General features: G+C 68.4%; 24 protein-coding genes and 1 pseudogene. 14 read left to right on the top strand and 11 right to left on the bottom strand.

Features of this window, described 5'->3' with window-relative positions; translation table 11 throughout:
- The first annotated feature begins 148 nt into the window (after positions 1-148).
- The 3 genes from R0D99_RS10190 to R0D99_RS10180 all read left to right on the top strand — a co-directional run bounded on the left by R0D99_RS10190 (position 149) and on the right by R0D99_RS10180 (position 2791).
- On the top strand, positions 149-952 hold the full coding sequence (locus tag R0D99_RS10190) for an MlaE family ABC transporter permease (RefSeq protein WP_317748141.1): 804 nt from the start codon (positions 149-151) through the stop codon (positions 950-952).
- Between the two features lie 7 nt (positions 953-959).
- The gene (locus R0D99_RS10185; RefSeq protein WP_317748139.1) at positions 960-2024 is read left to right on the top strand and encodes an MlaD family protein; all 1065 of its coding nucleotides are present in this window, start codon (positions 960-962) and stop codon (positions 2022-2024) included.
- Between the two features lie 152 nt (positions 2025-2176).
- Complete coding sequence (locus R0D99_RS10180; RefSeq protein ID WP_317748138.1) at positions 2177-2791, top strand: hypothetical protein; 615 nt, start codon at positions 2177-2179, stop codon at positions 2789-2791.
- Positions 2792-2816: 25 nt separating this feature from the next.
- Here the strand turns inward: R0D99_RS10180 and rsgA are convergent, their stop codons facing one another.
- The 3 genes and pseudogenes from rsgA to R0D99_RS10165 form a co-directional block, all read right to left on the bottom strand.
- Positions 2817-3794 carry a ribosome small subunit-dependent GTPase A gene (gene rsgA / locus R0D99_RS10175; RefSeq protein WP_317748137.1) on the bottom strand — a complete coding sequence of 326 codons (978 nt, stop codon included), beginning with the start codon at positions 3792-3794 and terminating at the stop codon, positions 2817-2819.
- An 8-nt stretch (positions 3795-3802) separates the two neighbouring features.
- Positions 3803-4132: a 4a-hydroxytetrahydrobiopterin dehydratase gene (locus R0D99_RS10170; RefSeq protein WP_317748136.1), complete on the bottom strand. Its 330-nt coding sequence runs from the start codon at positions 4130-4132 to the stop codon at positions 3803-3805.
- Between the two features lie 36 nt (positions 4133-4168).
- A pseudogene (locus R0D99_RS10165) lies at positions 4169-5474 on the bottom strand (M48 family metallopeptidase).
- Between the two features lie 100 nt (positions 5475-5574).
- Between R0D99_RS10165 and orn the strand changes: the two are divergent.
- Complete coding sequence (orn, locus tag R0D99_RS10160; protein ID WP_317748135.1) at positions 5575-6168, top strand: oligoribonuclease; 594 nt, start codon at positions 5575-5577, stop codon at positions 6166-6168.
- A gap of 19 nt (positions 6169-6187) precedes the next feature.
- Here orn and R0D99_RS10155 read toward each other — a convergent pair whose 3' ends face one another.
- Positions 6188-6898, bottom strand: a complete 711-nt coding sequence (locus R0D99_RS10155; protein WP_317748134.1) for a DUF2726 domain-containing protein — start codon at positions 6896-6898, stop codon at positions 6188-6190.
- A 167-nt stretch (positions 6899-7065) separates the two neighbouring features.
- On the opposite strand from R0D99_RS10155, the gene R0D99_RS10150 reads away from it, so the two are divergent.
- Positions 7066-7794 (top strand): pseudouridine synthase, encoded by a 729-nt coding sequence (locus tag R0D99_RS10150; protein ID WP_317748133.1) that lies wholly within the window; start codon positions 7066-7068, stop codon positions 7792-7794.
- Positions 7795-8022: 228 nt separating this feature from the next.
- Here the strand turns inward: R0D99_RS10150 and R0D99_RS10145 are convergent, their stop codons facing one another.
- Positions 8023-9402, bottom strand: coding sequence for a hypothetical protein (locus tag R0D99_RS10145; protein WP_317748132.1), 1380 nt, complete (start codon positions 9400-9402; stop codon positions 8023-8025).
- Positions 9403-9521: 119 nt separating this feature from the next.
- Positions 9522-10325, bottom strand: a complete 804-nt coding sequence (locus tag R0D99_RS10140; protein ID WP_317748130.1) for an alpha/beta hydrolase — start codon at positions 10323-10325, stop codon at positions 9522-9524.
- A 78-nt stretch (positions 10326-10403) separates the two neighbouring features.
- Here R0D99_RS10140 and R0D99_RS10135 point away from each other — a divergent pair, with 78 nt between their 5' ends.
- The 9 genes from R0D99_RS10135 (at position 10404) to ntrC (ending at position 20622) form a co-directional block, all read left to right on the top strand.
- On the top strand, positions 10404-11438 hold the full coding sequence (locus R0D99_RS10135) for a YncE family protein (protein WP_416365998.1): 1035 nt from the start codon (positions 10404-10406) through the stop codon (positions 11436-11438).
- A 220-nt stretch (positions 11439-11658) separates the two neighbouring features.
- Positions 11659-12378, top strand: coding sequence for a polysaccharide deacetylase family protein (locus R0D99_RS10130; RefSeq protein ID WP_416365864.1), 720 nt, complete (start codon positions 11659-11661; stop codon positions 12376-12378).
- Positions 12379-12583: 205 nt separating this feature from the next.
- Positions 12584-13576: a sterol desaturase family protein gene (locus R0D99_RS10125; RefSeq protein ID WP_317748128.1), complete on the top strand. Its 993-nt coding sequence runs from the start codon at positions 12584-12586 to the stop codon at positions 13574-13576.
- Positions 13577-13666: 90 nt separating this feature from the next.
- On the top strand, positions 13667-14554 hold the full coding sequence (locus tag R0D99_RS10120; protein WP_317748127.1) for an EI24 domain-containing protein: 888 nt from the start codon (positions 13667-13669) through the stop codon (positions 14552-14554).
- Entirely contained in the window at positions 14541-15548 is a 1008-nt protein-coding gene (locus tag R0D99_RS10115) for a competence/damage-inducible protein A (protein WP_317748126.1), read from the top strand. The genes R0D99_RS10120 and R0D99_RS10115 overlap by 14 nt, the downstream gene beginning before the upstream one ends.
- 220 nt (positions 15549-15768) lie before the next feature.
- Entirely contained in the window at positions 15769-17184 is a 1416-nt protein-coding gene (glnA, locus tag R0D99_RS10110) for a type I glutamate--ammonia ligase (protein ID WP_317748125.1), read from the top strand.
- 164 nt (positions 17185-17348) lie between these two features.
- Positions 17349-17885 carry a hypothetical protein gene (locus R0D99_RS10105; RefSeq protein WP_317748124.1) on the top strand — a complete coding sequence of 179 codons (537 nt, stop codon included), beginning with the start codon at positions 17349-17351 and terminating at the stop codon, positions 17883-17885.
- Between the two features lie 108 nt (positions 17886-17993).
- The gene (gene glnL, locus R0D99_RS10100; RefSeq protein WP_317748123.1) at positions 17994-19067 is read left to right on the top strand and encodes a nitrogen regulation protein NR(II); all 1074 of its coding nucleotides are present in this window, start codon (positions 17994-17996) and stop codon (positions 19065-19067) included.
- 34 nt (positions 19068-19101) lie between these two features.
- Positions 19102-20622 (top strand): nitrogen regulation protein NR(I), encoded by a 1521-nt coding sequence (gene ntrC, locus R0D99_RS10095; RefSeq protein WP_317748122.1) that lies wholly within the window; start codon positions 19102-19104, stop codon positions 20620-20622.
- A 29-nt stretch (positions 20623-20651) separates the two neighbouring features.
- On the opposite strand, the gene xth is transcribed toward ntrC, so the two are convergent.
- From xth to R0D99_RS10070, 5 genes are all read right to left on the bottom strand, one after another.
- A complete protein-coding gene (xth, locus tag R0D99_RS10090; RefSeq protein ID WP_317748121.1) occupies positions 20652-21428 on the bottom strand; it encodes an exodeoxyribonuclease III in 777 nt (258 codons plus the stop codon).
- Positions 21429-22230: 802 nt separating this feature from the next.
- Positions 22231-22749, bottom strand: coding sequence for a hypothetical protein (locus R0D99_RS10085; RefSeq protein WP_317748120.1), 519 nt, complete (start codon positions 22747-22749; stop codon positions 22231-22233).
- Between the two features lies 1 nt (position 22750).
- Positions 22751-23509 (bottom strand): glucose 1-dehydrogenase, encoded by a 759-nt coding sequence (locus tag R0D99_RS10080; RefSeq protein ID WP_317748119.1) that lies wholly within the window; start codon positions 23507-23509, stop codon positions 22751-22753.
- Between the two features lie 245 nt (positions 23510-23754).
- Complete coding sequence (locus R0D99_RS10075; protein ID WP_317748118.1) at positions 23755-24303, bottom strand: DUF488 domain-containing protein; 549 nt, start codon at positions 24301-24303, stop codon at positions 23755-23757.
- A gap of 4 nt (positions 24304-24307) precedes the next feature.
- A complete protein-coding gene (locus R0D99_RS10070; protein ID WP_317748117.1) occupies positions 24308-24523 on the bottom strand; it encodes a DUF2945 domain-containing protein in 216 nt (71 codons plus the stop codon).
- Positions 24524-24541 lie beyond the last annotated feature (18 nt).

The following is a 24541-nucleotide window of genomic DNA, read 5'->3' as shown; positions in this document are numbered from 1 at the left end:
CGCGACCCTCTAACCGCGGGTTTTTGAGCTTTCGGCGACTGCGCCCGGCTGGCGGGACCCCTCCGAAGCGCGCCGAATCTTACGGAAGCGGTTTTGCGCCGGGCTGACGGCGCACGCCGCGCGGGGCCCGCGGGTATCATGCCCGGCCATGACCACCGGGTTTTCGCTGTACGGCTGGCTGCTGGGCGTCGGGCGCGGGGCGGTGCGCTGGCTGTACGGCTGGTGGACGGTGATCTTCATCGGCGCGCAGGTGGCGGTGCTGGCGTTTTCCCCGTCCAGCTACGGTGCGGAGGGCCGCCAGGCGGTGCTGCGCCACGTCTATTACGCCTCCGGCCCCGGCATGCCGGGCTTCACCATCCTGATGGCGCTGTTCAACGTGGTGCTGATTCGCATCCTGGTGGTCACCGCCTTTGCTTACGGATTGACACAGTACGCGCTGGACGCCGTGGTGCGCGTGCTGGTGCTGGAACTGATCCCGCTCATCGCCGCGTTGTACGTGGCCGTCGAATACACCATCCCCGGCGGGTCGGAGCTGTACAAGCTGCGCCGCGCCGGCCATCTGGATGCGCTGCGCGCCCGCGGCGTCGAGCCCTTGAGCCAGGAAGTGCTGCCGCGCGTGCTGGCCGGCATGTTCGCCGTGCTGCTGCTGGCCCTGCTGTCGTGCCTGATCTCGCTGGTGCTGGCCTACATCGCCGTGCACGGCTTTACCCTGGCGGGGGCGGCGTCGTACAACCATGCGGTGGGCAACATCTTCAACCCGGTGGTGTCGCTCATCTTCTGCCTGAAGACCCTGCTGTTCGCGCTGGCGGTGGCGCTGCTGCCGGTGGCCAACGCGCTGCGCGACATCTCGCGCCGCGCCTCGCGCACCAGCGTCGAGCTGCAGGGCCTGGTGCAGATGTTCGTGCTGATGCTGGTGATCGAGATCGCCTCGCTGGTCGGCAATTACTATTGACGGACCGATGAACACGCCGCCGCCCGATTCACCGCCGCCCCTGCCCAAGCCGCAGCCGCCCGCGGCCGTGGCGCTGGACGCGCGCGAAGCCGAGGCCACGCCCGCCTCGCGCCGCGCCCAGCGTGCGCTGGAGCTGCGCGCCGCGCTGCTGCTGCTGTTCATGGTGCTCATCATCGCCCTCTCGGTGCTGTACCTGATGTGGGTGCGCGGCGCGTTCGAGGCGACCCAGAAGGTGTACCTGACCACCGACGACTCCGAAGGGGTGGTGGTGGGCATGGACATGACGTTTTCGGGCTTTCCCATCGGCCGCGTCAGCCGCATCGAGCTGGTCGAAGGCGGCACCGTGCGCATCCATGTCGACGTGCCGGTGAAGTCGGCGCACTGGCTGCGCACGTCCAGCGTCTACACCCTGGAAAAAGGCCTCGTCGGGGCGGCGCGCCTGCGCGCGTTCTCGGGCATCCTGGACGACCCGCCGCTGCCGCCCAACAGCGAACGCGTCGTGCTGCGCGGTGACGTGTCGGCCGAAATCCCCAAGATGGTGGCCGACGCGCGCGACGTGCTGCAAAGCGTCAACCGACTGACCGGCGCCGATTCGGCGCTGTACGCCTCGCTGAACCAGGTCCGCACCTTCACCGAACGCCTGAACAGCAGCAAGGGCGGGTTGATGGGCGCCGTCACCGGCAACGACGCCGACGCCCGCCGCGTGGCCGAATTGCTGGACCGCACCAACCAGCTGGTGAAGAACCTCGACGCCGTGGCCGTGCGGGTCGACGGCGTCATCCGCAAGGCCGACAGCCAGGTGCTGGGCAAGGACGGCCTGGTGCCCGACGCGCAAGCGGCCGTGCGCCAGCTCAACGCCTTGCTGCAGGACGTGCGCCAGACCGTGGTCAAGGCCGATGCCGTGCTGAAGGAAGTGCAGGGCGTGGCCAGCAACGCCAACCAGGCCACCACGAACCTGGGCGACTTGCGCGCCGACGTCGAAGCCAGCCTGCGCAAGATCGATTCGCTGATCACCGAGATCAACCGCAAGTGGCCGTTTGCGCCGAAGGACAAGGAAGTCAAGTTGCCATGATCTCTCGCAGCCGCCCGAGCGTCGGTCTTTCTCCCTCGCCCCGCTGGGGAGAGGGCAGGGGTGAGGGGCTGGCGCATCCACCGAAATACAAGTCAAACAAGCCGCCAGCGCTTGTCCGACAGGCGCTTGCAGCTACGTTATTGATAGTATCCATGACCGGCTGCAGCAGCGGCCCGAAAGTGCCCGACTGGAAGATCAACGCCATCGGCCACGTCGAGCGCTTTACCGAGGCCTACCTCAAGGGCGACAGCCGCGTCGAAGCGCGCGAGTTTGAGCTGGCGCGGGCCGAAACCGCGCGCACCGGCCGCCCCGACCAGGTCGCGCGCATCGAACTCAACCGCTGCGCCACCCGCGTCGCCAGCCTGGTGTTCGAGCCCTGCGCGGGCTTTGAGCCACTGCGCGCCGACGCGGGCGACGCCGAGCGCGCCTACGCCGACTATCTGGACGGCCGCGTGCTCACCGCCGCGCAGGCCGCGCTGCTGCTCGAGCACCACCGCGCCGTCGCCAGCGGCGCGGCCAGCGCCGCACTGCCGCCGGCCGACGACCCGCTCGGCAGACTGGTGGCTGCCGGCGTGCTGCTGCGCCGCACCCAGGCCAGCCCGGCGGTGGTCGATCAGGCGGTGGACACAGCCTCGCAGCAGGGCTGGCGCCGCCCGCTGCTGGCGTGGCTGGGCGTGCAGGCGAGGCTGGCCGAGCAGCGCGGTGATGCGCCTGAGGCGGCGCGGATCAAGAGGCGGATGGATCTGGTGCAGCCGGGCCAGCGTTGAGCGCCTGGGTTGCGCTGTACGCAGACTACCTGGGCCCGTCGCTGCTGGTCAGCTCGCCAAACAGATCGCTGTAGATTTTGTAGCGGTGTGTGCTGATCTGTTGAGCGCTGGCGGCTGATTTCGCATCCAGGTCGACGGCGGCGCGCACGCCGCACCCCGGCTCGTGCAGGTGCGTGCAGTTGTAGAACCGGCACTCGGCCACGTGCGGCTTGATGTCGGGCATGTAGGCGGCCAGCTGCATCGGGTCGATGTGGCGCAGGCCGAATTCCTGGAAGCCGGGCGAGTCGATCAGGGCCGTGGTCCTGGCGTCGTCCAGCCAGTACCACGTCGTCGTCGTCGTCGTGTGCTTGCCGCTGTTCAGCGCCTGCGAGATTTCGCCCGTCTGCGCGGCGGCGCCGGGGATCAGGCGGTTGATCAGCGTGCTCTTGCCGGCCCCGGAAGGGCCGAGGATGAGGGTGGTGCGGCCGGTCAGTTGCGGCACCAGATCGTCCAGCGAGCAGGCGCCGTCGGGCAGCGCGCCGCGCGGCTTGGCGGCCAGCGGCAGCACGGCGTAGCCCATGACGCGATACGGCGCCAGCCGCACCCAGGCGCGGGCAAAAGGCTCGGCCAGATCGGCCTTGTTCAGCACGATCAGCGGCTCGATGTGCTCGGCCTCGCACGCAATCAGGGCGCGCGCCAGCTGGTGTTCGGAAAACTCCGGCTCGGCGGCGACGAGGATCAGCACACGGTCCAGGTTGGCGGCAAAGCTCTTGGTGCGCACTTCATCCTGTCGGTACAGCAGGTTGCGGCGCTCGTCGATGCGCTCGATGGTGCCTTCGTCCTGGCTGGGCAGCCAGCCGACGCGGTCGCCCACCACCACCTGCAGTTTCTTGCCGCGCGGGTGGCAGATGAAGCGCTCGCCCTCGGGCGTTTCGACCACGCAGTGCCGGCCGTGGCTGCTGACGACGAGACCAGGCTGCAGGCTGGCCGCCGTGGCGGGGGGTGAGCGGCGCGGCTTGGCCATGCGGCGGTTCAGTCGCGCGCCGCAGCGCCAGGCGCGGGCGGGGCGGCTTCGGGCAGCGCGTCGACTTCGCCGGCCGCCGCCACGTCGCGCGCGGTGACGCCTCCGGCGTCGTGCGTCGTCCAGCGCACGGCGCAGCGGTCGTAGCCGACGTGCAGGTCAGGATGGTGGTCGCGCGCGTGGGCGATGGCGGCAACGGCGTTGACGAAGGCCATGGTCTGGTGGAAGTCGGCAAAGCGCCAGGTCTTGTGCAGCGCGCCGCCGTCGGCCGGGCGGTAGTCCCAGCCGGGGTGACGTGCCAGGAATGCTTCAATTTCGATAGCTGAAAGCCGTTTTTCCATCAGCGCAAGGGCCTCATTGGATCGAAAAAATGCGCCTCAAGCCGGCTGCACGCGCGCGCCCATGCGCGCGATGCGTTCGCTGGCCGGCGGGTGCGAATAGTAGAAGCGCACGTACAGCGGGTCGGGCGTCAGCGTGCTGGCGTTGTCCTTGTACAGCTTGACCAGCGCGTTGCCCAGGTCCTGCGCGCTGGCCTGCTGCGCGGCGTAGGCGTCGGCCTCGAACTCGTGCTTGCGCGACAGCTGCGCCATCAGCGGCGACAAAAAGAACGTGAACAGCGGCACCGCCAGCATGAACAGCAGCAGCGCCAGCGCGTGGTTGGGCACCGCGCCGCCCATGGCCGGCGGCAGGTTGGGCGCCACGCCCAGCCCGGCGTAGAACCACGGCTGCTGCGCCAGCCAGCCCAGCAGCGCCAGGCCGGCCAAGCTGGCCGCAAAAAGCCCGGCAATGCGCTGCAGGATGTGCTTGTGCTTGAAGTGGCCCAGCTCGTGCGCCAGCACGGCCTCGACTTCGGGCGGCGTCAGCTGGTTCAGCAGCGTGTCGAAGAACACCACGCGCTTGGCGGCGCCAAAGCCGGTGAAATAGGCGTTGGCGTGTGCGCTGCGGCGGCTGCCGTCCATCACGAACAGGCCCTTGGCGGCAAAGCCGCAGCGCGCCATCAGCTGCGTCACGCGCTCTCTCAGCGATTCGTCCTGCAGCGGCTGGAACTGGTTGAACAGGGGGGGCGATGACGGTGGGGTAGATCACCAGCATCAGCAAACTGAACAGCGCCCAGGCGCCCCAGGTCCACAGCCACCACCACGCGCCCGTGGCCTGCATCAGCCACAGCACGCCGGCAGCCAGCGGCACGCCGATGACCACGCCCACCAGGGTGGACTTCAGCAGGTCGGCCAGCCACAGCCGAAACGTCATCTTGTTGAAGCCGAAGCGCTGCTCGATGACGAAGGTCTGGTACAGCGCAAAAGGCAGGTCGATCACCGCGTTGATGACCGCGAACGCCACCAGCAGCGCCAGCGGCTGCAGCAGCGGGCGCGGGCCGACGGCGTCCATCAGCACGCCATTGAGTCCATCCAGCCCGCCGAGCAAGGTCCAGCCCAGCAGCACGGCGCTGGCCAGCGCCAGCTCGAGCACGCCGAAGCGCAGCTTGGCCACGGTGTAGTCGGCCGCGCGCTGGTGCGCCGGCAGGCCGATGACGCCGGCAAATTCGGCCGGCACGCGGTCGCGGTGGCGGGCCACGGCGCGCATCTGGCGCGAAGCCAGCCAGTATTTGACGGCCACGCTGGCCAGCAGCGCCAGGCTGAACACGAGGCTGGTGAGAAGGGCAGGAGAGGGCGTTTCGGTCAAGGCGGGTACGGGTGGTCGGGCGGAATGCGCAGGTTGCCAAGTTTAGGGCGCTGGCGCCGGTCGCAAGGCGGTGGGCGCATCCCGTGGACAATCGGGCGCCATGACAGAGACCGCCTGCATCCCCGACACCGCGCCCGCGCTGGCCCGATCCGACCAGAACCTGATCTGGCTGGACTGCGAAATGACCGGGCTGGACCCGGAAAAGGAGCGCATCATCGAGATCGCCGTCATCGCCACCGACCCGCAGTTGCGCACCCGCGTGGAAGGCCCGGTGCTGGTCGTCCACCAGCCCGACAGCGTGCTGGACGCGATGGACAGCTGGAACAAGGGCACCCACGGCCGCAGCGGCCTGATCGACAAGGTGCGCGCCTCCACGCTGACCGAGGAGCAGGCCACCGACCAGTTGCTGGCGTTCATGGCGCGCTATGTCAGCAAGGGCTGCTCGCCCATGTGCGGCAACACCATCGGGCAGGACCGGCGCTTCCTGGTCAGGTACATGCCGCGGCTGGAGGCCTTCTTTCACTACCGCAACATCGACGTCAGCACGCTGAAGGAGCTGGCGCGCCGCTGGCGCCCCGAGGTGGTGGACGCTTTCAAGAAGCAGCAGTCGCACACCGCGCTGGCCGATGTGCACGAATCCATCGACGAGCTGCAGCACTACCGCACGCACTTCATCCAGGCGCCGCCCGCCTGACGCAGGGCCGTAGCGGACGTCAGGCGCGTTCCAGCGGGGCGGCGCGGCTGTCCAGCGGGCCCAGGAAGGAGTCGGGCTGCGGCGACGGCACCACCGCGGCGTGACGGGCTCCGCCGGTCGGTGGCACCCGGTCGCGGTGGTGGCGGTTGCGGTCCAGCGCTTCGTGCAACTGGTGGCGCACGGCCTGCAGTTCGGCCTGCGCATCGGCCCGCGGCGCCAGGTCGGCCGCCCCGGTGCCCAGAAACGCGGCGCGCACGCGCTGCGGCTCGGGCAGTGAATCGCCGGCCACCACCCAGTAACCGATGCCGCACTGGGCCAGCAAGGTCTGTTTCAGATGGCGGTTGGCGCGCGAGGGGCCATGACCGTCCATCACGTCAACCCCTCCGATGACCTGCCCATGGTCGTCGCATACGGTGAAGGTGCAGTACGCGCCGCGCAGCACCTCGAACCATTCCTGCCCTTTGTCGGCCTGCAGCGCCATGGTGAAGCGCGTCACCGGCAGCTTGACCATGACCTGGTGGTCTGGAAACGCGGCCCGCAGCCAGCGCCAGACGCGCCGCTCGGCGCTGCTGGCCAGTCGGCGCGGCTGCAGCGGCCATTGCTGAGGCAGGCGCCGTGACGGGCTGCGCCGCCCGCGGCGAGCCAGAAACAGGGCACCCAGCCCCAGCGCGGCCACGACCAGCGCCGCCAGCAGCAGGGGAATGCCCGAGTCGCTCAGTTCACTTAACATGATCTCCCGCGCGCAGCCCTCTCAAGGCCATGTTCTTGTGTGAGGGATATTACGTGGAAACGACCAAAAAGAATCAAAAACCCGCTTGCCTCCTAACCATTTGATGTACAGAGTCCCGCGACGTCTGCAGGCGCACTGCGGGCGTGTTCACGACGGCGCGCCGCACGATGCGTATCACCGACCTGTTGTTTAGCCAAGGCTTCGGCACGCGCCGGCTGTGCGCGGGCCTGGTCGAAAACGGCCTGGTCGAAGTGCAGGGGTGCCCGTGCCACGACCCGGCGCAGACGGTGGACGTCAGCACCGCGCCGCTGCACTACAGCGTGCAGGGCCGGCCCTGGACTTACCACGAGCGCGCCTACGTGATGCTGAACAAGCCTGCGGGGTACGAATGCTCGCACCGGCCCGGCGCGTGGCCCAGCGTCTATACCTTGCTGCCGCCCCCGCTGCGCCAGCGCCCGACCGCCGGCAAGGTGGCGGGCGTGCAGGCGGTGGGCCGGCTGGACCAGGACACCACGGGCCTGTTGCTGCTGTCCGACGACGGCGCGTTCATCCACCGCATGAACTCGCCGCGCCATCTGGTGCCCAAGCTGTACGAAGTCACCACGCGCCACCCGATGGACGCGCGGCAGATCGAGCGGCTGCGCGCCGGCGTGGTGTTGGACGACGACCCGAAACCGGTCGCTGCCGCCTCAGCAGAGGCCGCGGGCGAGCACCGCCTGCTGCTGACGTTGACCGAAGGCAAATACCACCAGGTCAAGCGCATGGTGGCGGCCGTGGGCAACCGGGTGGAGGCCTTGCACCGTTCGCGCATCGGCGGGCTGGCGCTGCCCGACGATCTGGCGCCCGGGCAGTGGCGCTGGCTCACGGCCGACGAGCTGGCGCTGCTCAAGGCCTGAAGGCTAAAAAACAAACGCGGCACACGGCGGCCTGCCCGCCGTGTGCCGCGTGGGCGCCTAGGAGTCTGCGCGGCAGAAGGAGCGTCGGCTGCAACGCGCGAGAAAACGGTCCATCGCGGCGCTACCTCCGGCGCCCATAGCCCGGCTATGGGCTTGTCGGTATCACCACGCTGTCCTCGTTTTTCGCGCGTTTCGCTTCGACGCCTTCTACCGCGCAGACTCCTAGCTTCAGCGCTGCGTCAGGCGCAAGCGCGCTTCGTCGCTGCGCCCGTCGCGGCGCGACACCACATGGACGTCGTAGCGCGATCCCGGCGCCCCGGCGGGCTGGAACTGCACGGTAAAGTTGCCCGCGCCGTCCGCGGTCAGGGTCTGGTTCAGCAATTCCTGCTCCAGCCCGATGGGGCCGGCCACCTGCAACAGGCCGGTCACCCGCGCCTGCACGGTGGCGCCGGGGGCCGTGCGGCCCCGGATGACGACGGGGTTGCGGCCGTCCACCACATCGCCCACCGGGCCGGTCAGCTGCACGTCCAGCACCGCGGGGGCCGCGCCGACGTCAAAGCGCCAGTCGCGCCGCAGTTCATTGCCAGCGCCATCGCGCGCCACCAGCTGGGCCGTGTAGGCGCCCGGCGGCAGCTGGCCGCGGTAGCTGAACGACTGCGCGGTGATCTGCGTGTCGCCCGTCACGTCGCGGCCGTTCAGCGCCAGACGCACGCTGCGTGGGTCGACGCCCGTGCCGCGCCGATCCTCGAAGTTGCCCGACACGTAGACCACGCCCGGCGGCACGCGCTCGCTTTCGCGCGGGGCCAGGTTGACCACCGTGGGCGCGGTCGTGTCGCCGACCAGCGGCTGCGCCAGATTGGCGCGCACCACCTGGTTGCCCGAACGCAGGCTGGCCACCACCGGCGAGGCCGCGGTGATGCGGTCTTCGCGCCGCAGGGTGTAACGGCCCTCGTAGACGCCAGGGCGCACTTCGCGCATCGGAATGTCGCTGGCCAAGCCGCCGATCTCGAAACTGCCGCGCGCGCGGGGCATGCCCTGCGCCGTCACCACCAGCTCGGTGCCGGGCAACAGGCGCGTCACCGGCGCGGCCGTGAAGCTGTCGATGCGCAGGCCCGCGGCGGGCGGCGGCGTGCCCGCGCCCGCCACGGCCGGCACGCTGTAGTTGGCCACCGTGGCCAGCTTGCCGCGCCGCAGCGTGGCGCGCACCGCCTGCCCCACGGCCAGGCCGTCGGCGCGCTTGACGGTGTAGTAGGCGACGTATTCGCCGCTGCCGGCCGGCGATTCCTTCAGCACCACATTGATGGGCTTGGCGCCGCTGATGCGCACCGACGCGTTGCCACGCGGCGTGCCGAACAGGCGCAGTTCCAGTTCGGCGCCGGGCGCCAGGTCCGCGTCGGACGTGACTTCCAGCCGGTCGATTTGCGGCTGAGCCACGGCCGGCCCACGCTGGGCGTACGCGGCCGGCGCCAGCGCCAGCGCGCCCACGCCGACGAGCGCGGTGGCGGGCGCCTGGGCCACCAGCGCGGCGGCCAGTTGCAGCGCCGTGGCGGACGCACGCCAGCGCGGCGCAGCAGAAGCAGAAGTGGAGGTAGTGAATCGGTGTGACATGGGTGCCCCCTGCAAGTGATTGAGTGACCGCACGATAGGCCGCAGCAGGCCCGCGCCACGTCAGCGCCGGCCTTCAAGCCGTGTCGGAACAGCGTCAGTCGACCGGGCTGTGCCGGCTGTCAGGCGCGCAGGAATGCGGCGATGGCCTGGTTGACCGCCGCCGGCTGGTCGCGGTGCGGCGAATGCCCGCACGCCGGCAGCTTGAGGGTGCGCGCATGCGGCACGGCAGCGGCCAGGTCATCCACCTGGGCCATGGTGCCGTACTGGTCGTCCACGCCCTGGATGGCCAGCAGCGGCGCGCGGAGGGTGCGCACCTCGTCGCGGATGTCGAAATCGCGGAACGCGGGTGACAGCCAGACGTCGTTCCATTGCCAGAAGGCCACCTGCACGTCGTCGTGGTAGCGCGCCAGCCGCTCGCGCAGGTCGGTCGTTTCGTAGGCCTGGCGCGCCTCGGCGATCGACTGCACCGAAATGTCCTCCACCATCACGTGCGGCGCCATGGCCACGCACGCCGCCACCGCGTGGTGCGCGGCGTGAATCAGCGCGATGGTGGCGCCGTCCGAATGGCCGACCAGCACCGGCCGTTCGACGCCCAGCCGCGCCAGCAGCCGGGGCAGCACCTCCAGCGCCTCGCGATGCATGTAGTCCGGCTGCAGGCGACCCGACCGCGTGCCGTTCGCGTGGCGGCGCGGCGCCCCGCGCACATCGGCCACCGGGCTGGATCGCCCGTAGCCCTGGCGCGAATACACGATGCCTGCGCGCCCCGTGGTGGCGCACAGGCTGGCCGGCCAGTCGCGCCACATGGCGACCGAGCCCAGCCCCTCGTGCAGAAACACCAGCGGCGGCAGCGCCGGGTCGGCCCCCGGTGGCGCGGGGACTTGTGCCAGCTCAAGAAAAACGCCATCGATGTCCACGGCTTGCATGGCTGCCATGTTAAGTGAGCGCGGGCCGTCGAGCAGCCGTCCTACACTCACGCACTGTTTCAGAAATCTTTCATGGCGATGCCAACTTCCTTTTTACCGATTTCGCGCCGCCGCGCCGCCACATTGCTGGCCGCGTCTGCCTGGCCCGCGGCCTGGCTGCACGCGCAACCCTCGGCGCCGGCCACGGCGGCGCCGCGCGTGCCGGCGCCGGTGTTCGTGCTCAACTCGCTGGACGGCAACGTCAGCGTGATCGACGCGGTCCGCTGGACCGAGATCAAGCGCATCCCCACCGGCAAGGAGCCGCACCACCTTTACCTGACGCCGGACGAGAAGTCGGTCATCGTGGCCAACGCCGCCAGCGACTCGCTCACCTTCATCGACCCGCGCACGGCCGAGGTGCAGCGCACGGTGCGGGGCATCCGCGACCCTTACCACCTGCGCTTTTCGCCCGACATGAAGTGGTTCGTCACGGCCGCCAACCGGCTGAACCACATCGACATCTACAGCTGGAACGGCACCGACCCCACGCTGGTCAAGCGCATCCCCACCGGCCGCACGCCCAGCCACCTGTGGATCGACACGAAAAGCACCACCGTCTGGTCCAGCATGCAGGACAGCGACGAGCTGGTGGTGATCGACCTGGCCACGCAGACGCTGAAGCACCGCGTCAAGACCGGCCCGCTGCCGGCCGACGTGTTCGTCACGCCCGACGACCGGCACCTGCTGCTGGGCCTGACAGGCGGCGACGGCGTGGAGGTGTACGACGTGGCTGGCGGCAAGGCGCCGCAGCTGGTCAAGACCATTCCCACCGGCAAGGGCGCGCACGCCTTCCGCGCCACGGGCGACGGGCGGCACGTGTTCGTCAGCAACCGGGTGGCCAACACCATCAGCAAGATCGACTACGAGAAGTTCGTCGCGGTCGACACCTTTCCGGCACCGTCGGGGCCGGACTGCATGGACATCTCGGCCGACGGCTCGCTGATCATGGTCGGATCGCGCTGGGCCGGGCGCCTGACGCTGATCGACGTGAAGCAGCGCAAGGTGGTGCACCAGGTCAAGGTGGGCAAGTCGCCGCACGGTGTGTGGACGCTGGATCATGCGCCGAGGCAGTAAATCCCCCCCTGAGGCGCTGCGCGCCTTCCCCCCCAGGGGGACGACGCTGGCGGCCGGGCCAAGCCCGCTCCGCGGCGTCCGCGACTGGCCTGCTCCGCGGCCTCTGGTTCGACGACTAGGGGGGCGCCTACAGGCATTGGCGATTGCTATTTTTTCAATAGCTGCCTGCGCTTTTGGGACGGGCGCTGCGGCGCAAAAAGCACCGGAATCGTGCAAGCCTGTGTACCTGACCTTCGACACCGGGCACATGGGCGTGGCGCCGCTGATCGCCGATGTGCTGAAGCGCCGCAACGTGCGCGCCACCTTCTTCGCCGCCCAGGAAGGCACGCGCGAAGGTGACGGCACGCTGGGCAAGCATTGGGCACCGTGGTGGAAGGCGCGCGCCGCCGAAGGGCACGAATTCGCCAGCCACACCTGGGACCACGCCTACTGGCAGGGCGACCTGCCGCCGGCGCAGCCGGGCGGCGCGCCGCGCTTTCGCATTCGCCCGTCGTCGGGCGCGCAGGCCGGCAAGACCATGAGCTGGACCGCCGAGCAGTACTGCGGCAACCTGCAACTGGCGGCCGACCGGCTGGCCTCGGTCACGCAGCACAAGGTGCTGCCGCTGTTCCGCGCCGCAGGCGGCAAGACATCGCCCAAGCTGCTGGCCGCCGCTGAGGCCTGCGGCTTCAAGCACGTCGGCTGGGCGCCGGCCGGCTTTCTGGGCGACGAATTGCCCAGCGGCCAGTACCCCAACGACGCGCTGCTGAAAAAGGCGCTGCAAGACATCCGCCCCGGCGACATCCTGATGGCGCACCTGGGCATCTGGTCGCGCCAGGACCCGTGGGCGCCCGCGGTGCTGGAGCCGCTGGTCAGCGGCCTGCAGGCGCGCGGCTTCTGCTTCAAGACCTTGCGCGAGCATCCCGATTACCAGAGCTGGATCGCGTCGCACGGGGGTTGACCACCTGCAAATTTCGCCCCGATGGGGAGGGGCCTCGATATCGCTTGCAAATCAAACCACTTGAATCCTCGTCATTCCCGCAAAAGCGGGAATCCCTGCATCCGCCGGCAGCGCGCTTTGGCATGCGCCGCTGGAGGCCCGCTTTCGCGGCAATGACGGGTGAGCGGGGCGGTTTCAGGCGGACGTGTTTTGGATCAACAGGACCATGCTTGACAACGTGACCGACGCCTTCGCCGCCGCGCAGCAGTGGCTGTTCGAAGCCGCCGTGCAGCCCGTGGCTTTTGCGGTGGGCGCTGGCAACCTGCTGGAAGACGGCTTTGCCGCCACCGGCTGGTTGCTGGCGGGGTTGGTGCAGATCGCCGTGATGCTGCTGGTCATCGGCCCGCTGCAGCGCCTGTGGCCGGTCGAGCGCGTGAGCGACCGGCACGCCATCGCCATCGATGTGGTCTACACGCTGATCCACCGGCTGGGGCTGTTCAAGCTGGTGATGTTCTTCAGCGTCGAGCTGTGGCTGACCGAAGGCATCGGCTGGCTGCGCGCGCACGGGCTGCCCACGCTTCAGGTCGACCAGTTGTGGCCGGGCGTGACCGATGTGGCCTGGGTCAGCTTTCTGATTTACCTGGTGCTGTTCGACGCCATCGGCTACCTGATCCACCGTGCGCAGCACCGCTGGCACTGGTGGTGGCAACTGCACGCCGTGCACCACAGCCAGCGCCAGATGACGATGTGGAGTGACAACCGCAACCACCTGCTCGATTCGGTCATCACCGACGTGATTTTTGTCGTCGTCGCCATCGTGATCGGCGTGGCGCCGGCGCAGTTCGTGGCGCTGGTGGCCGTGACGCAGTTGCTGGAAAGCCTGCACCACGCCAACCTGCGCTGGTCGTGGGGCCGCATCGGCAACCGGCTGCTGGTCAGCCCCAGCTTTCACCGCCGCCACCATGCCATCGCGCTGGGGCATGAGCCGGGCACGAGCGCCTACAGTCCCTACGGTGGCAACTACGGCGTGTTGTTTCCGTGGTGGGACATGCTGCTGGGCAGCGCCGACTGGCGCCCCGGCATCGACGCCACCGGCATCGACGACCAGGTGTTGCGCGGGCGCGATTACGGGCGTGGCTTCTGGGCGCAGCAGTGGCTGGGGCTCAAGCGGCTGGCGGGGCTCGACCGCCGGCCCGCAGACGCCGCCGAAAAGCTATGAGTTGCATAGCTGCTCGCGCTGTATGGGCAAGCGCTGGCGGCCAGAGTGAATGATGAAAACGCTGCCAGTTCCACCGCGCTGCGGGGTGCCATGCTGAAGCCCTTGTTTGACGCCTTCGTGCGCGCGCTGGCCCAGGCCTTTGTGCCGCGCGTCATCGGCATGACGCTGCTGCCCTTGCTGGCCATGACGGCGTTGTCGCTGGTGCTGGGCTGGCTGTGGTGGGACGCCGCCGTGGCCTGGATGCAGGCGGCGCTGCACGGCTGGGCGGTGCTGAACTGGCTCGACGGCCGGCTGGGCATCGACCGGCCCGGCGGCCTGGTCGGGCTGCTGGCGCCGCTGGCCGTGGTGGCGCTGGCCACGCCGGTGATCGTGCTGGCCACCTTGTCGATCGTGTCGATGCTGCTCACGCCCACGCTGGCCCACAGGGTGGCCGAGCGGCGCTTTCCGCAGCTGGCGCGGCAGCGCGGCGCGTCGCTGGCGGCTTCCATTGGCTGGTCGGCCGGCTCGCTGGCCGTGGCGGTGCTGGCGCTGCTCGTCACGCTGCCGCTGTGGCTGGTTCCGCCGCTGGTGCTGGTGCTGCCGCCGCTCATCTGGGGCTGGCTGACCTATCGGGTGATGAGCTTCGACGTGCTGGCCGATTACGCCAGCGCAGAAGAACGCCGCGCCATCCTCAAGGCGCACCGCTGGCCGCTGCTGGCCATGGGCGTGCTGTGCGGGTACATGGGCGCCGCGCCCGGCGTGGTGTGGGCGTCGGGCCTGCTGTTTGCCGCGCTGTTCGTCGTGCTGGTGCCGGTCGCGATCTGGATCTACACCTTCGTGTTCGTGTTCTCGTCGCTGTGGTTCGCGCACTATGCGCTGAACGCGCTGCAGCAACTGCGGGCCGAGCGCGCGCCCGCTCCGCCCGCGCCCGTGGCGCTGCCGCCCGAGCGGCCTGCCGTGACCGATGCTTCCTGGAGAGATGCCCATGCCCGCCGCTGAAACCGCCGCGCCCGTGTTCGGGCTGATCATCGTCGGCGACGAAATTTTGTCCGGCAAGCGCGCCGACAAGCACCTGCCCAAGGTGATAGAACTGCTGGCCGCGCGTGGCCTGCGCCTGGACTGGGCCGAGTACGTGGGCGACGACCCGGCCCGCATCACGGCCGCGCTGCGGCTCGCCTTTGCCAGCGGCGACGTGGTCTTTTGCACCGGCGGCATCGGCGCCACGCCCGACGACCACACGCGCCAGTGCGCCGCCGCGGCGCTGGGCGTGCCGCTGGCACTGCACCCCGAAGCCAAGGCGCTGATCGAGGAACGCATGCAGGACGTGGCGCGCGAGAAAGGCGAGCCCTACCAACCCGACCGCGCCGACAACCAGCATCGCCTGAACATGGGCGTGTTTCCGCAGGGCGCGCGCATCATTCCCAACCCTTACAACAAGATTCCGGGGTTTGCGCTGGCTGGATCTGCGAAGGGTGCTCATCCCGCCGCCGGGCCGCTCCCAAGGCGGGATGCGGCCCCCTCGGGGGGCAGCGCAGCATGCGAAGCAGCGGAGCGTGGGGGCGACAATCCCGCCGCCGGGCCGCTCCCCAGGCGGGATGCGGCCCCCTCGGGGGGCAGCGCACCGCGCGCAGCGGGGGAGCGTGGGGGCATGATTTATTTTTTGCCGGGGTTCCCCGTGATGGCCTGGCCGATGATCGAGTGGGCGCTGGACACCGATTGGTCGCACGCCTTTCAGCGCACCGCCTGGGTCGAGCGCTCGGTCATCCTGTACGGCAGCATGGAAGCGACGCTGACGCCGGTGATGCAGCGCGTCGAGGCCGCGCACCCCGGCATCAAGGTGTTCAGCCTGCCCAGCGTGGATCACCCGCAACACGGCGCGCACATCGAACTGGGCGTCAAGGGGCCGGCGGCCCAGGCCGAGGCGGCGTATGTCGATCTGCGCGCCTGGCTGCAGCCCTTCGACCTGCGCTATGGCCCTGAATTGGTGCGCTGAAACGTGCGACGCACCAATAATGTGCGCTGCAAAGCCAAATCGGTGCGTCAAACGTGCACGCTTTGCGATCTGCGTCAGTCCATCCGGGCCTGTCTGAAGGCACAATCCGAGCCGGTGCGGAATGCGCCACGCGGGTGCAGGCCCTCGCGGCGCTGGCATGGAAGCTGCATTCCCCGTCTCGTCAACCTTTTTGAACCACCATCCCCACAGGAGAACTCTGATGGCCAAGTCCGTCGCCGACGTCATGAAACTGGTGAAGGAAAACGAATGCAAGTTCGTCGACTTCCGCTTCACCGACACCCGGGGCAAGGAGCAGCACGTCAGCGTGCCCGTGTCCCACTTCGATGAGGACAAGTTCAGCGAAGGCCACGCGTTCGACGGCTCCTCCATCGCCGGCTGGAAGGGCATCGAGGCTTCGGACATGCTGCTGATGCCCGATCCGGGCACGGCCTATATCGACCCCTTCTACGACGAGCCGACGCTGGTGCTGACCTGCGACGTGCTGGAGCCGGGCGACGGCAAGGCCTATGAGCGCGATCCGCGTTCGCTGGCCAAGCGCGCCGAGGCGTACCTGAAGGCGTCGGGCATCGGCGACACCGCCTACTTCGGCCCCGAGCCGGAATTCTTCGTGTTCGACAGCGTGCGCTGGGCCACCGAGCCGGGCAACAGCTTCTACAAGATCGAAGAGTACGAAGCGCCCTGGAACAGCGGCCAGAAGCTCGAAGGCGGCAACCGCGGCCACCGCCCCACCACCAAGGGCGGCTACTTCCCCGTTCCGCCGGTCGATTCGACGCACGACATGCGCGCCGAAATGGTGCTGATCCTCGAAGCGCTGGGCGTGCCGGTCGAAGTGTTCCACCACGAAGTGGCGGGCGCCGGCCAGATGGAAATCGGCACCAAGTTCAGCACGCTGGTCGAGCGCGCCGACTGGACGCAGCGCATGAAGTACGTCATCTGGAACGTGGCCGACAGCTACGGCAAGACGGCCACCTTCATGCCCAAGCCCTACCACGGCGACAACGGCAGCGGCATGCACGTGCACCAGTCGATCTGGAAGGGCGGCAAGAACCTGTTTGCCGGCAAGGGCTACGCCGGTTTGAGCGATACCGCGCTGCACTACATCGGCGGCATCATCAAGCACGCCCGCGCGCTGAACGCCATCACTAACCCGACCACCAACAGCTACAAGCGCCTGGTGCCGCACTTCGAGGCGCCCGTCAAGCTGGCCTATTCCAGCCGCAACCGCTCGGCCTCGATCCGCATCCCGCACGTGGCCAGCGACAAGGCGCGCCGCATCGAGGCGCGCTTTCCGGACCCGATGGCCAACCCGTACCTGTGCTTCTCGGCGCTGCTGATGGCGGGTCTAGACGGCATCGAGAACAAGATCCACCCCGGCGAAGCCGCCACCAAGGACCTGTACCACCTGCCGCCCGAAGAGGACAAGCTGGTGCCCACCGTGTGCCACAGCCTCGACCAGGCGCTGGAAGAGCTGGACAAGGACCGCGCCTTCCTGACCAAGGGCGGCGTGTTCACCGACAGCTGGATCGACGCCTTCATCGAGCTGAAGATGACCGAAGTCAACCGCATCCGCGTGCAGGTCAACCCGGCCGAGTACGATATGTACTATTCGTTGTAATGTGCGTCGCCGCACGGCGACTTCGTTACCTTCAGGGCGGCTTTGGCCGCCCTTTTTGCTGCCGCGGCGGGAACATGCCGTGGTCAAGCGGGTCTATTTGCCAGATACTCCGCATTCTGGACCGGTGTCCTGATCTCGCGGCGTGACCGGACTTTGGAATTTTCATGAAAACCCCACTGCTGACCCTTTGCTACCCCGTGGCTGCCGCCGTGCTGGCGGGCGCGGCTTTGCCGGCGGCGGCGCAGGACCGCATCTACCGCTGCGGCAACGAATACACCAACCAGATCAAGGGCCGCAGCGACTGCAAGGTGGTGGAGGGCGGCAACGTCACCGTGGTGCGCGGCACCGTGCCGGCCGCGGCCGCCCCGGCGCCCGCGCCCGCCACGCGCAGCGCGGCCGCCGCGCCGTCGGCCGCCCGCGCGCCGGGCAGCGCACCCGCGGCCGCGCCGCGCATCGACACGCCCGAGCAGCGCGCGCGCGACGCCGACGCCAAGGCGATTCTGGAGCAGGAACTGCGCCGCGCCGAATCGCGCCAGGCCGAGCTGGTCAAGGACTACAACAACGGCGAGCCCGACAAGATCGGCGGCGAGGCCCGCAACTACCAGAAGTACCTGGACCGCGTGGCCGAGATGAAGGCCTCCATCGCCCGCAACCAGAGCGACATCGAAGGCATCCGGCGCGAACTGGGCCGCTTCAAGTAAGCGCGCCCGCGCCTGTGCAAGCGCCCGGCGGGCCGCCCGGTTTTCTGCGAAAATCATAGCTGCCAGCGCTTGATGGACAAGGGCTGGCGGCCCATTTCGCCGTCGCCCATGCCCTCATCCCGCCGTCCCCATCCCGCGCGCTTTCAGGCCTTCGACCTGCTGGTCACGCTGGTCGCGGTGATCGACGAGGCGGCTGTGGTGCTGTTTGCCAACGCGGCGCTGGAAGACGCCGTGGGCCTGTCCTGGCGCAGCATTGAAGGCACGTCGCTGCAGCAATACTTTGCCGACGGCGCCACGCTGCGCCACGCGCTGCAGGGCGCGCGCGGCAACGAATTTGCTGCGCTGCGCTACGACGCACAACTGAAGCGCCACGGCGGCGAACACCTGCCGGTGCATGTGATCGTGGCGCAGACGGAAACGCCGGGCGAGCTGGTGGTGGAGCTGCTGCCGCTGGAGCAGCAGGCGCGGCAGGAGCGCGAGGAGCGGCTGGCCGAGCAGGCCAAGGCCAACAAGGAGCTGTTTCGCAACCTGGCGCACGAGGTGAAGAACCCGTTGGGCGGCATTCGCGGCGCGGCGCAGCTGCTGGAGATGGAAATCGACGACCGCGCGCTGCACGAATACACGCAGGTCATCATCCACGAATCCGACCGCCTGCAGCTGCTGGTTGACCGGCTGCTGGCGCCGCACCGGCACCAGCCCAAGGTGGAGGACGTCAACATCCACGAAGTGTGCGAACGCGTGCGCGCGCTGGTGCTGGCCGAATTCCCGCGCGGGCTGAAGGTGGTGCGCGACTACGATACCTCGATCCCCGACTTTCGCGGCGACCGCGAACAGCTGATCCAGGCCGTGCTCAACATCGTGCACAACGCGGCGCAGGCGCTGGCCGCGCGCATCGCGCAGGGCGACGCCGAGATCGTGCTGCGCACGCGCGTGCTGCGGCAGGTGACTTTCGGCAAGCAGCGCTATCGACTGGCACTGGAATTGCATGTCATCGACAACGGGCCGGGCGTGCCGGACTCGATCAAGGACCGCGTGTTTGCGCCGCTGGTGTCGGGACGCGACGGCGGCAGTGGCCTGGGCCTGACGCTGGCGCAGACCTTCGTGCAGCAGCACCACGGCCTGATCGAGCTGGAAAGCCAGCCCGGGCGGACGGATTTCCGGATCCTCATTCCGCTGCCCTGAAACCGTGCAACCCGATTGCGAGGAGCCTGCCGACATGAAGCCCATCTGGATCGTGGACGACGATCAATCCATCCGCTTCGTGCTGGAAAAAGCCCTGTCGCGCGAAGCGCTGCCGACGCGCTCGTTCACCCAGGCGCGCGAGGTGCTGGCCGCGCTGGACGAAGGCAGCACGCCGCAGGTGCTGGTCAGCGACATCCGCATGCCGGGCGGCAGCGGGCTCGACCTGCTGAGCCAGGTGAAGGAGCGCCTGCCCGGCCTGCCGGTGATCATCATGACCGCGTTTTCCGACCTGGACAGCGCGGTGTCCAGCTTTCAGGGCGGCGCGTTCGAATACCTGCCCAAGCCCTTCGACCTGCCCAAGGCGGTCGAGCTGATCCATCGCGCCGTCGCCGAGAGCCGGCGCGAAGACACGGTGGGCGAAGCGCAGGCCACCGCGCCCGAAATGCTGGGCCAGGCGCCCGCCATGCAGGACGTGTTTCGCGCCATCGGCCGGCTGTCGCAAAGCCACGTGACGGTGCTGATCACCGGCGAATCGGGCAGCGGCAAGGAGCTGGTGGCCCGCGCGCTGCACAAGCATTCACCGCGCGCCAGTGGGCCTTTTGTTGCTATCAATACCGCAGCAATCCCGAAGGACCTGCTGGAAAGCGAACTGTTCGGCCACGAGCGCGGCGCCTTCACCGGTGCGCAGACCATGCGTCGCGGGCGCTTCGAGCAGGCCGACGGCGGCACGCTGTTCCTCGACGAGATCGGCGACATGCCGTTCGACCTGCAGACGCGGCTGCTGCGCGTGCTGTCGGACGGCCATTTCTACCGCGTGGGCGGCCACGCCGCGGTCAAGTCCAACGTGCGCGTGATCGCCGCCACGCACCAGAACCTTGAGCAGCGCGTGAAGGAGGGCGCCTTCCGCGAAGACCTGTTCCATCGGCTCAACGTGATCCGCCTGCGGCTGCCGCCGCTGCGCGAGCGGCGCGAGGACATTCCGGCGCTGGCGCGCCACTTCATGCAGCAGAGCGCGCGCCAGCTGGGCGTGGAAGCCAAGCGCCTGTCTGCCCCCGCGCTGGCGCGGCTGGAGCGCTTTGCGTTTCCTGGCAACGTGCGCCAGCTGGAGAACCTGTGCCACTGGCTCACCGTGATGGCGCCGGCGCAGGTCATCGAGGTGAAGGACCTGCCGCCCGAAATCCTGCAGACCGACGCGGACGTTGCAGCCCCCGAGCCGGCGGTGCAGGGCGCCAACCAGCCCGAAGCAGCCATGGCACACGGCGCCGATCCATCGGCTGGCGCCGCGCCAGCGTCAGAGGCATCGCCGGCCGTGGCGCAGATGGCCGCGCCGTCGTCGTGGCAGCACGGGCTGGAGGCCGAAGCCTCCCAGTTGCTGGCCAGCGGCCGCACCGACGTGTGGGATCACCTGATGCACCAGGTCGAAGCGCGCCTGATCGCCGCCGCGCTGGCCGCCACGCGGGGCCGCCGCATCGAGGCGGCGCAAAAGCTCGGCATCGGCCGCAACACCATCACGCGCAAGATCCAGGAACTGGGCATCGACGCCGACCGCGATTGAGCGGCGGCGCGGGCGACGCGCCGGCTCACTCAGCCCAGCGTCACGGTCACCGGCGCGTGGTCGCTGGGCTTGGGCCATTTGCGCGGCACACGGTCGATGGCGCAGGCCTGCACGCCGGGCACCAGCGCTTCGCTGACCAGGATGTGGTCGATGCGAAGGCCGCGGTTCTTCTGGTAGCCCAGCATGCGGTAGTCCCACCAGCTGTAGCTTTTTTCGGGCTGCTCGAACAGGCGGAACGCATCCGTCAGGCCTAGGCCCAGCAGCGCCTTGAAGTGGTTGCGCTCCTCGGTGGTGTGGTGAATCGTCTCGGCCAGGCCCACCGGGTCGTAGCTGTCGCGGTCTTCGGGTGCGATGTTGAAGTCGCCCAGCAGCACCAGGCGCGGGTGCGCAGCCATTTCCTCGCGCAGCCAGTCGCGCAGGCCGCGCAGCCAGCTCATCTTGTATTCAAACTTGTCGGTGCCCGGTGCCTGCCCGTTCACGAAGTAGCCGTTGACGATGCGGATCGGCCCGCCCGGGCCGTCCACCGTGCCGGCAATGACGCGCGAGTTCTCGTCGGTAAAGCCGACGATGTTGCGGGTGACGCTGGCGATGGGCGCGCGCGACAGCAGCGCCACGCCGTTGTACGTCTTCTGGCCGAACACGGCGGCCTCATAGCCCACCTCGCGCAGCACGTCGAGCGGAAACTTGTCGTCGGTGAGCTTCAGTTCCTGCAGCGCCAGCACGTCGACCGGGTTGGCGGCCAGCCAGTCCAGCACATGCTGCAGGCGGGCGGTGAGGGAGTTGACGTTCCAGGTGGTGATCTTCATGAAAAATAAAAAACGTTAATAATCAATAAGTTAAACATACAAAACTCAACGGTGATCCGCGTAGCTACCCGCCTAGCTACCCGATCTGATCGCCATGCAAAAGCGACGCTTAGGTGTAGCAGCTTGGACACCGGAGGCACGGTGACCTGAGGTGAAGACACAAACTTTGGGCACCGACCTCTATTGCTGGGAGACGTTGAGGCGATTGCTCGCAATTTTGCCGTGGAGCACCCTTCAGCAGCGCAGACTTCAGTCGTTCCCGCGTACTGCATGGTTCGATCGGCGCGTGGGGGCATCTCATGCTCTTCTCACAACGCGAGCGCAAGACAACGAGGTGCGCACGAGACGTAGTTGGCGCGGATTGGTATTTCCGAGGTGAGCGGTGTGACCCGTTCAGCGCCGTCGAGGCCCAGGCTGCGGCACCGATGGCTGCGTCGCGACTGACTCGACTTTGACTGGATGCGCGAACTATCGACCCAGAGCGGATTTTGGTCAAACCACTCGGAGAGTCCGAATGGAGGGTTTAAGCCGACCAAGGTTGTCTCCCATCTTGGAAACCTGAGCACGTTGAGGCGCGGCGAGTTGCTTACCCCGATAGCCGGCGTCCGGCTGCACCTGCTCGATGCATGGGTTGATGGGCGCCATGGCGGCGCAGGCCACGATCAGCGGCCACGCAGCGCCCATGATGAACCACCCGAGCGTGCGCTGGATTGGGCGGCGGGGTTCTGGTCTCATTCGGGACGGAAGTCGCTCAGGCCGCGACCACACTCCCCCCGATGGCGGCACCCGTTTGCATGCGCCCTTATTGGGAGCGTAGCGAAAGCTGCGCCAAATAGCTCGTCGCTCGGTTTTCCGAGTAGCGATCGATCACCACCTGCGCCACCACCAACAGCAGCATTCCCGCGGCCGCGCCGTGCAGCCACGGCTGGCGCGACAGCGCCAAAATGAGCAGCGCCGCCAAGCCGACGACCGCAGCACCCCAGCGATAGCGCGGGTAGTTGCCAATCACGGCCGTGATTCGGGTCTGCTCCTGTTCGACGGCGGTCGGCCCGGTCGCGCCGCTGAGCGCTGACACCAAGGACTGACTCAAGCGCTGGTCGCGAACCAGCAGGGTGATGGCCGTGGCGGACAGCAGCGCGGCGCAGACCAGCACGGTGACCATCAATCCCCTGGCGAAACTGTCGCGCACCGTCAGGAAAAACAACACGACGATCGCCGCCAGGACGCCGGAGACCCCGAGGATCGACAGCATCTCGTGCCGCTCGCCTTGAAAGTACGCGAGCACCGCCGGAATCAGATTCGACGAGGCGTCGGGAGTCATCTTATTTGGCCTGGAATCCGCCGTCGATGTTCAGGACGTGTCCGGTCACGAAGGAAGCTTCGTCCGACAGCAACCAACAGATGCCCCTGGCAATCTCGACCGGTTCTCCCATCCGATCCATCGGATGCATCGCCGAGATCATCTTCTCGTCGTATTGCCCGAGCTGGATTTGCCCGGCGATCAAGTCGGTGCGGATGGCGCCCGGCGCGACCGCATTGATGCGGATGCCCTGCTTGGCGTGGTCCAGCGCGCTGGAGCGGGTGAGCCCCACGACGGCGTGCTTCGTCGCGGCGTAGGCGGGCGCCCAAGGGATGCCGTTCAAGCCGGCAATGGACGCGAGATTGACGATGGCGCCCCCACCCTGCGTCAACATTTGGCGGATCTCGTGCTTCATGCAGTAGTACAGGCCGAGCACGTTGGTGTCGAGCATGGCCCTGAAGGCTGCACTGTCAGACTGGTCGAGCGTCTTGTTCTCGTTGGAGATGCCGGCGTTGTTGACGGCCATGTCGAGCCGGCCGTGTTGGCGCACGATGTCGGCGATCAGGCCACGCACAGCCTCCTCGTCGTTCACGTCGTTGCGCACGAACGAGGCTTGGCCCGTGGGACCCGCCGAGGCGCGAATCTCCTGGATTGCCTTGTCGCCTTCAGGCTGGCGCCGTCCGGTGATGATGACTGTGGCGCCTTTGGCGGCCAACTGCTTTGCGGTTTCCTTGCCAATACCGGTGGCGCCGCCGGTGATAAGTGCAATCGGTGATGACACGTGATTCTCCTTGCGTGATGGGGGGTATACCCATGTCCTGGTCAACCGAGTGCCTCGCGGGCGGTGACCGCCGGCCGGCTTTGACATGTGGGGCGCATGACGCGGTGAGGATTCGCCAGATCGTTGGCGGTGACGAGCACAGAGGCCGTTTCGAAGGCGACAAGCACGCCGACGAGAGGATTGTCGCCGAACTCGCGGGCGCCTGGGTTCGCCATGCCAGGGCCATGTCGTGATCTTCATGTCGCCTATGGTGCGTCGGCGGGTGCCGGGTAGGTGACGATGCCCTGCGGCCCGACATGGGCGCCGGGGTTGAGCCGCGCCTCGTCAATGCGCGTCGGCAGGATGTGTCGCACCGATTCGCCCGCCGCGATCAGCCAGTCGGCGACGATGCGCCGGTGGCAGCGCCACCACACGGCTTCGGCACACATGATGGCCACCCGTTCGCGCTGGCCGTGTTTGCGCAGTTCAGCCAGGCCCTCCTGGTACGCCGCGTGCAGCGCGTAGTCGGCGTAGTGGTGAAAGCTGGCGTTGTCCCAGAAGCCGTTGACTTCGGGCGGCACGTCGCGGCTGCGCCTGCGCCGTCCGCCCAGGGCGGCAATGTGCGCATAACCGATGCCGAAGGGCGCCAGTGCGTCGGGCAGCGTGGCCTGGTTGAACCGCGGGTGGGTGCGCGAGCGGGGGATGGCGCGAATGTCGATCACGCGCTGGACCTGGCCTGCGCGCAGGCGCTCGGCAAAGGCGTCGATGCTGAGGGTCGAATGGCCGATGGTGCAGATCGGCAGCCGCTGCGCCACGGCTTCACTCGCTGACGTGGCGCAGCGCCGAGCCCTTGTGCACCGCCACGTGGTCGGTCTTGTCGCTCTGGATTTCGTACTGCGGGTTGTCCGGGCCAGCGCGGTGGCGGTAGCCCTTCCAGTCGAAGTCGCGCGTGTGCACGCGGGTGATGCGGCCGCTGACGTGACCGGCTTCGGAATGCCAGCCGACGTGGTCGCCGACCTTGAAGCGGGTGGGCATGGCGCCTGTCTCCTTGTA

Source organism: Ottowia sp. SB7-C50 (assembly GCF_033110285.1).
Taxonomy (GTDB): Bacteria; Pseudomonadota; Gammaproteobacteria; order Burkholderiales; family Burkholderiaceae_C; genus Ottowia.
The sequence above is the reverse complement of the archived record's forward strand: the minus strand, read 5'-3'. Positions and strand labels throughout refer to the sequence as shown.

Excerpts from the sequence above, each read along its gene's own strand:
- R0D99_RS10190 (WP_317748141.1), top strand. The coding sequence starts at position 149 with ATGACCACCGGGTTTTCGCTGTACGGCTGGCTGCTGGGCGTCGGGCGC.
- R0D99_RS10185 (WP_317748139.1), top strand. The coding sequence starts at position 960 with ATGAACACGCCGCCGCCCGATTCACCGCCGCCCCTGCCCAAGCCGCAG.
- R0D99_RS10180 (WP_317748138.1), top strand. The coding sequence starts at position 2,177 with ATGACCGGCTGCAGCAGCGGCCCGAAAGTGCCCGACTGGAAGATCAAC.
- rsgA (WP_317748137.1), bottom strand. The coding sequence starts at position 3,794 with ATGGCCAAGCCGCGCCGCTCACCCCCCGCCACGGCGGCCAGCCTGCAG.
- R0D99_RS10170 (WP_317748136.1), bottom strand. The coding sequence starts at position 4,132 with ATGGAAAAACGGCTTTCAGCTATCGAAATTGAAGCATTCCTGGCACGT.
- orn (WP_317748135.1), top strand. The coding sequence starts at position 5,575 with ATGACAGAGACCGCCTGCATCCCCGACACCGCGCCCGCGCTGGCCCGA.
- R0D99_RS10155 (WP_317748134.1), bottom strand. The coding sequence starts at position 6,898 with ATGTTAAGTGAACTGAGCGACTCGGGCATTCCCCTGCTGCTGGCGGCG.
- R0D99_RS10150 (WP_317748133.1), top strand. The coding sequence starts at position 7,066 with ATGCGTATCACCGACCTGTTGTTTAGCCAAGGCTTCGGCACGCGCCGG.
- R0D99_RS10145 (WP_317748132.1), bottom strand. The coding sequence starts at position 9,402 with ATGTCACACCGATTCACTACCTCCACTTCTGCTTCTGCTGCGCCGCGC.
- R0D99_RS10140 (WP_317748130.1), bottom strand. The coding sequence starts at position 10,325 with ATGCAAGCCGTGGACATCGATGGCGTTTTTCTTGAGCTGGCACAAGTC.
- R0D99_RS10135 (WP_416365998.1), top strand. The coding sequence starts at position 10,404 with ATGCCAACTTCCTTTTTACCGATTTCGCGCCGCCGCGCCGCCACATTG.
- R0D99_RS10125 (WP_317748128.1), top strand. The coding sequence starts at position 12,584 with ATGCTTGACAACGTGACCGACGCCTTCGCCGCCGCGCAGCAGTGGCTG.
- R0D99_RS10120 (WP_317748127.1), top strand. The coding sequence starts at position 13,667 with ATGCTGAAGCCCTTGTTTGACGCCTTCGTGCGCGCGCTGGCCCAGGCC.
- R0D99_RS10115 (WP_317748126.1), top strand. The coding sequence starts at position 14,541 with ATGCCCGCCGCTGAAACCGCCGCGCCCGTGTTCGGGCTGATCATCGTC.
- glnA (WP_317748125.1), top strand. The coding sequence starts at position 15,769 with ATGGCCAAGTCCGTCGCCGACGTCATGAAACTGGTGAAGGAAAACGAA.
- R0D99_RS10105 (WP_317748124.1), top strand. The coding sequence starts at position 17,349 with ATGAAAACCCCACTGCTGACCCTTTGCTACCCCGTGGCTGCCGCCGTG.
- glnL (WP_317748123.1), top strand. The coding sequence starts at position 17,994 with ATGCCCTCATCCCGCCGTCCCCATCCCGCGCGCTTTCAGGCCTTCGAC.
- ntrC (WP_317748122.1), top strand. The coding sequence starts at position 19,102 with ATGAAGCCCATCTGGATCGTGGACGACGATCAATCCATCCGCTTCGTG.
- xth (WP_317748121.1), bottom strand. The coding sequence starts at position 21,428 with ATGAAGATCACCACCTGGAACGTCAACTCCCTCACCGCCCGCCTGCAG.
- R0D99_RS10085 (WP_317748120.1), bottom strand. The coding sequence starts at position 22,749 with ATGACTCCCGACGCCTCGTCGAATCTGATTCCGGCGGTGCTCGCGTAC.
- R0D99_RS10070 (WP_317748117.1), bottom strand. The coding sequence starts at position 24,523 with ATGCCCACCCGCTTCAAGGTCGGCGACCACGTCGGCTGGCATTCCGAA.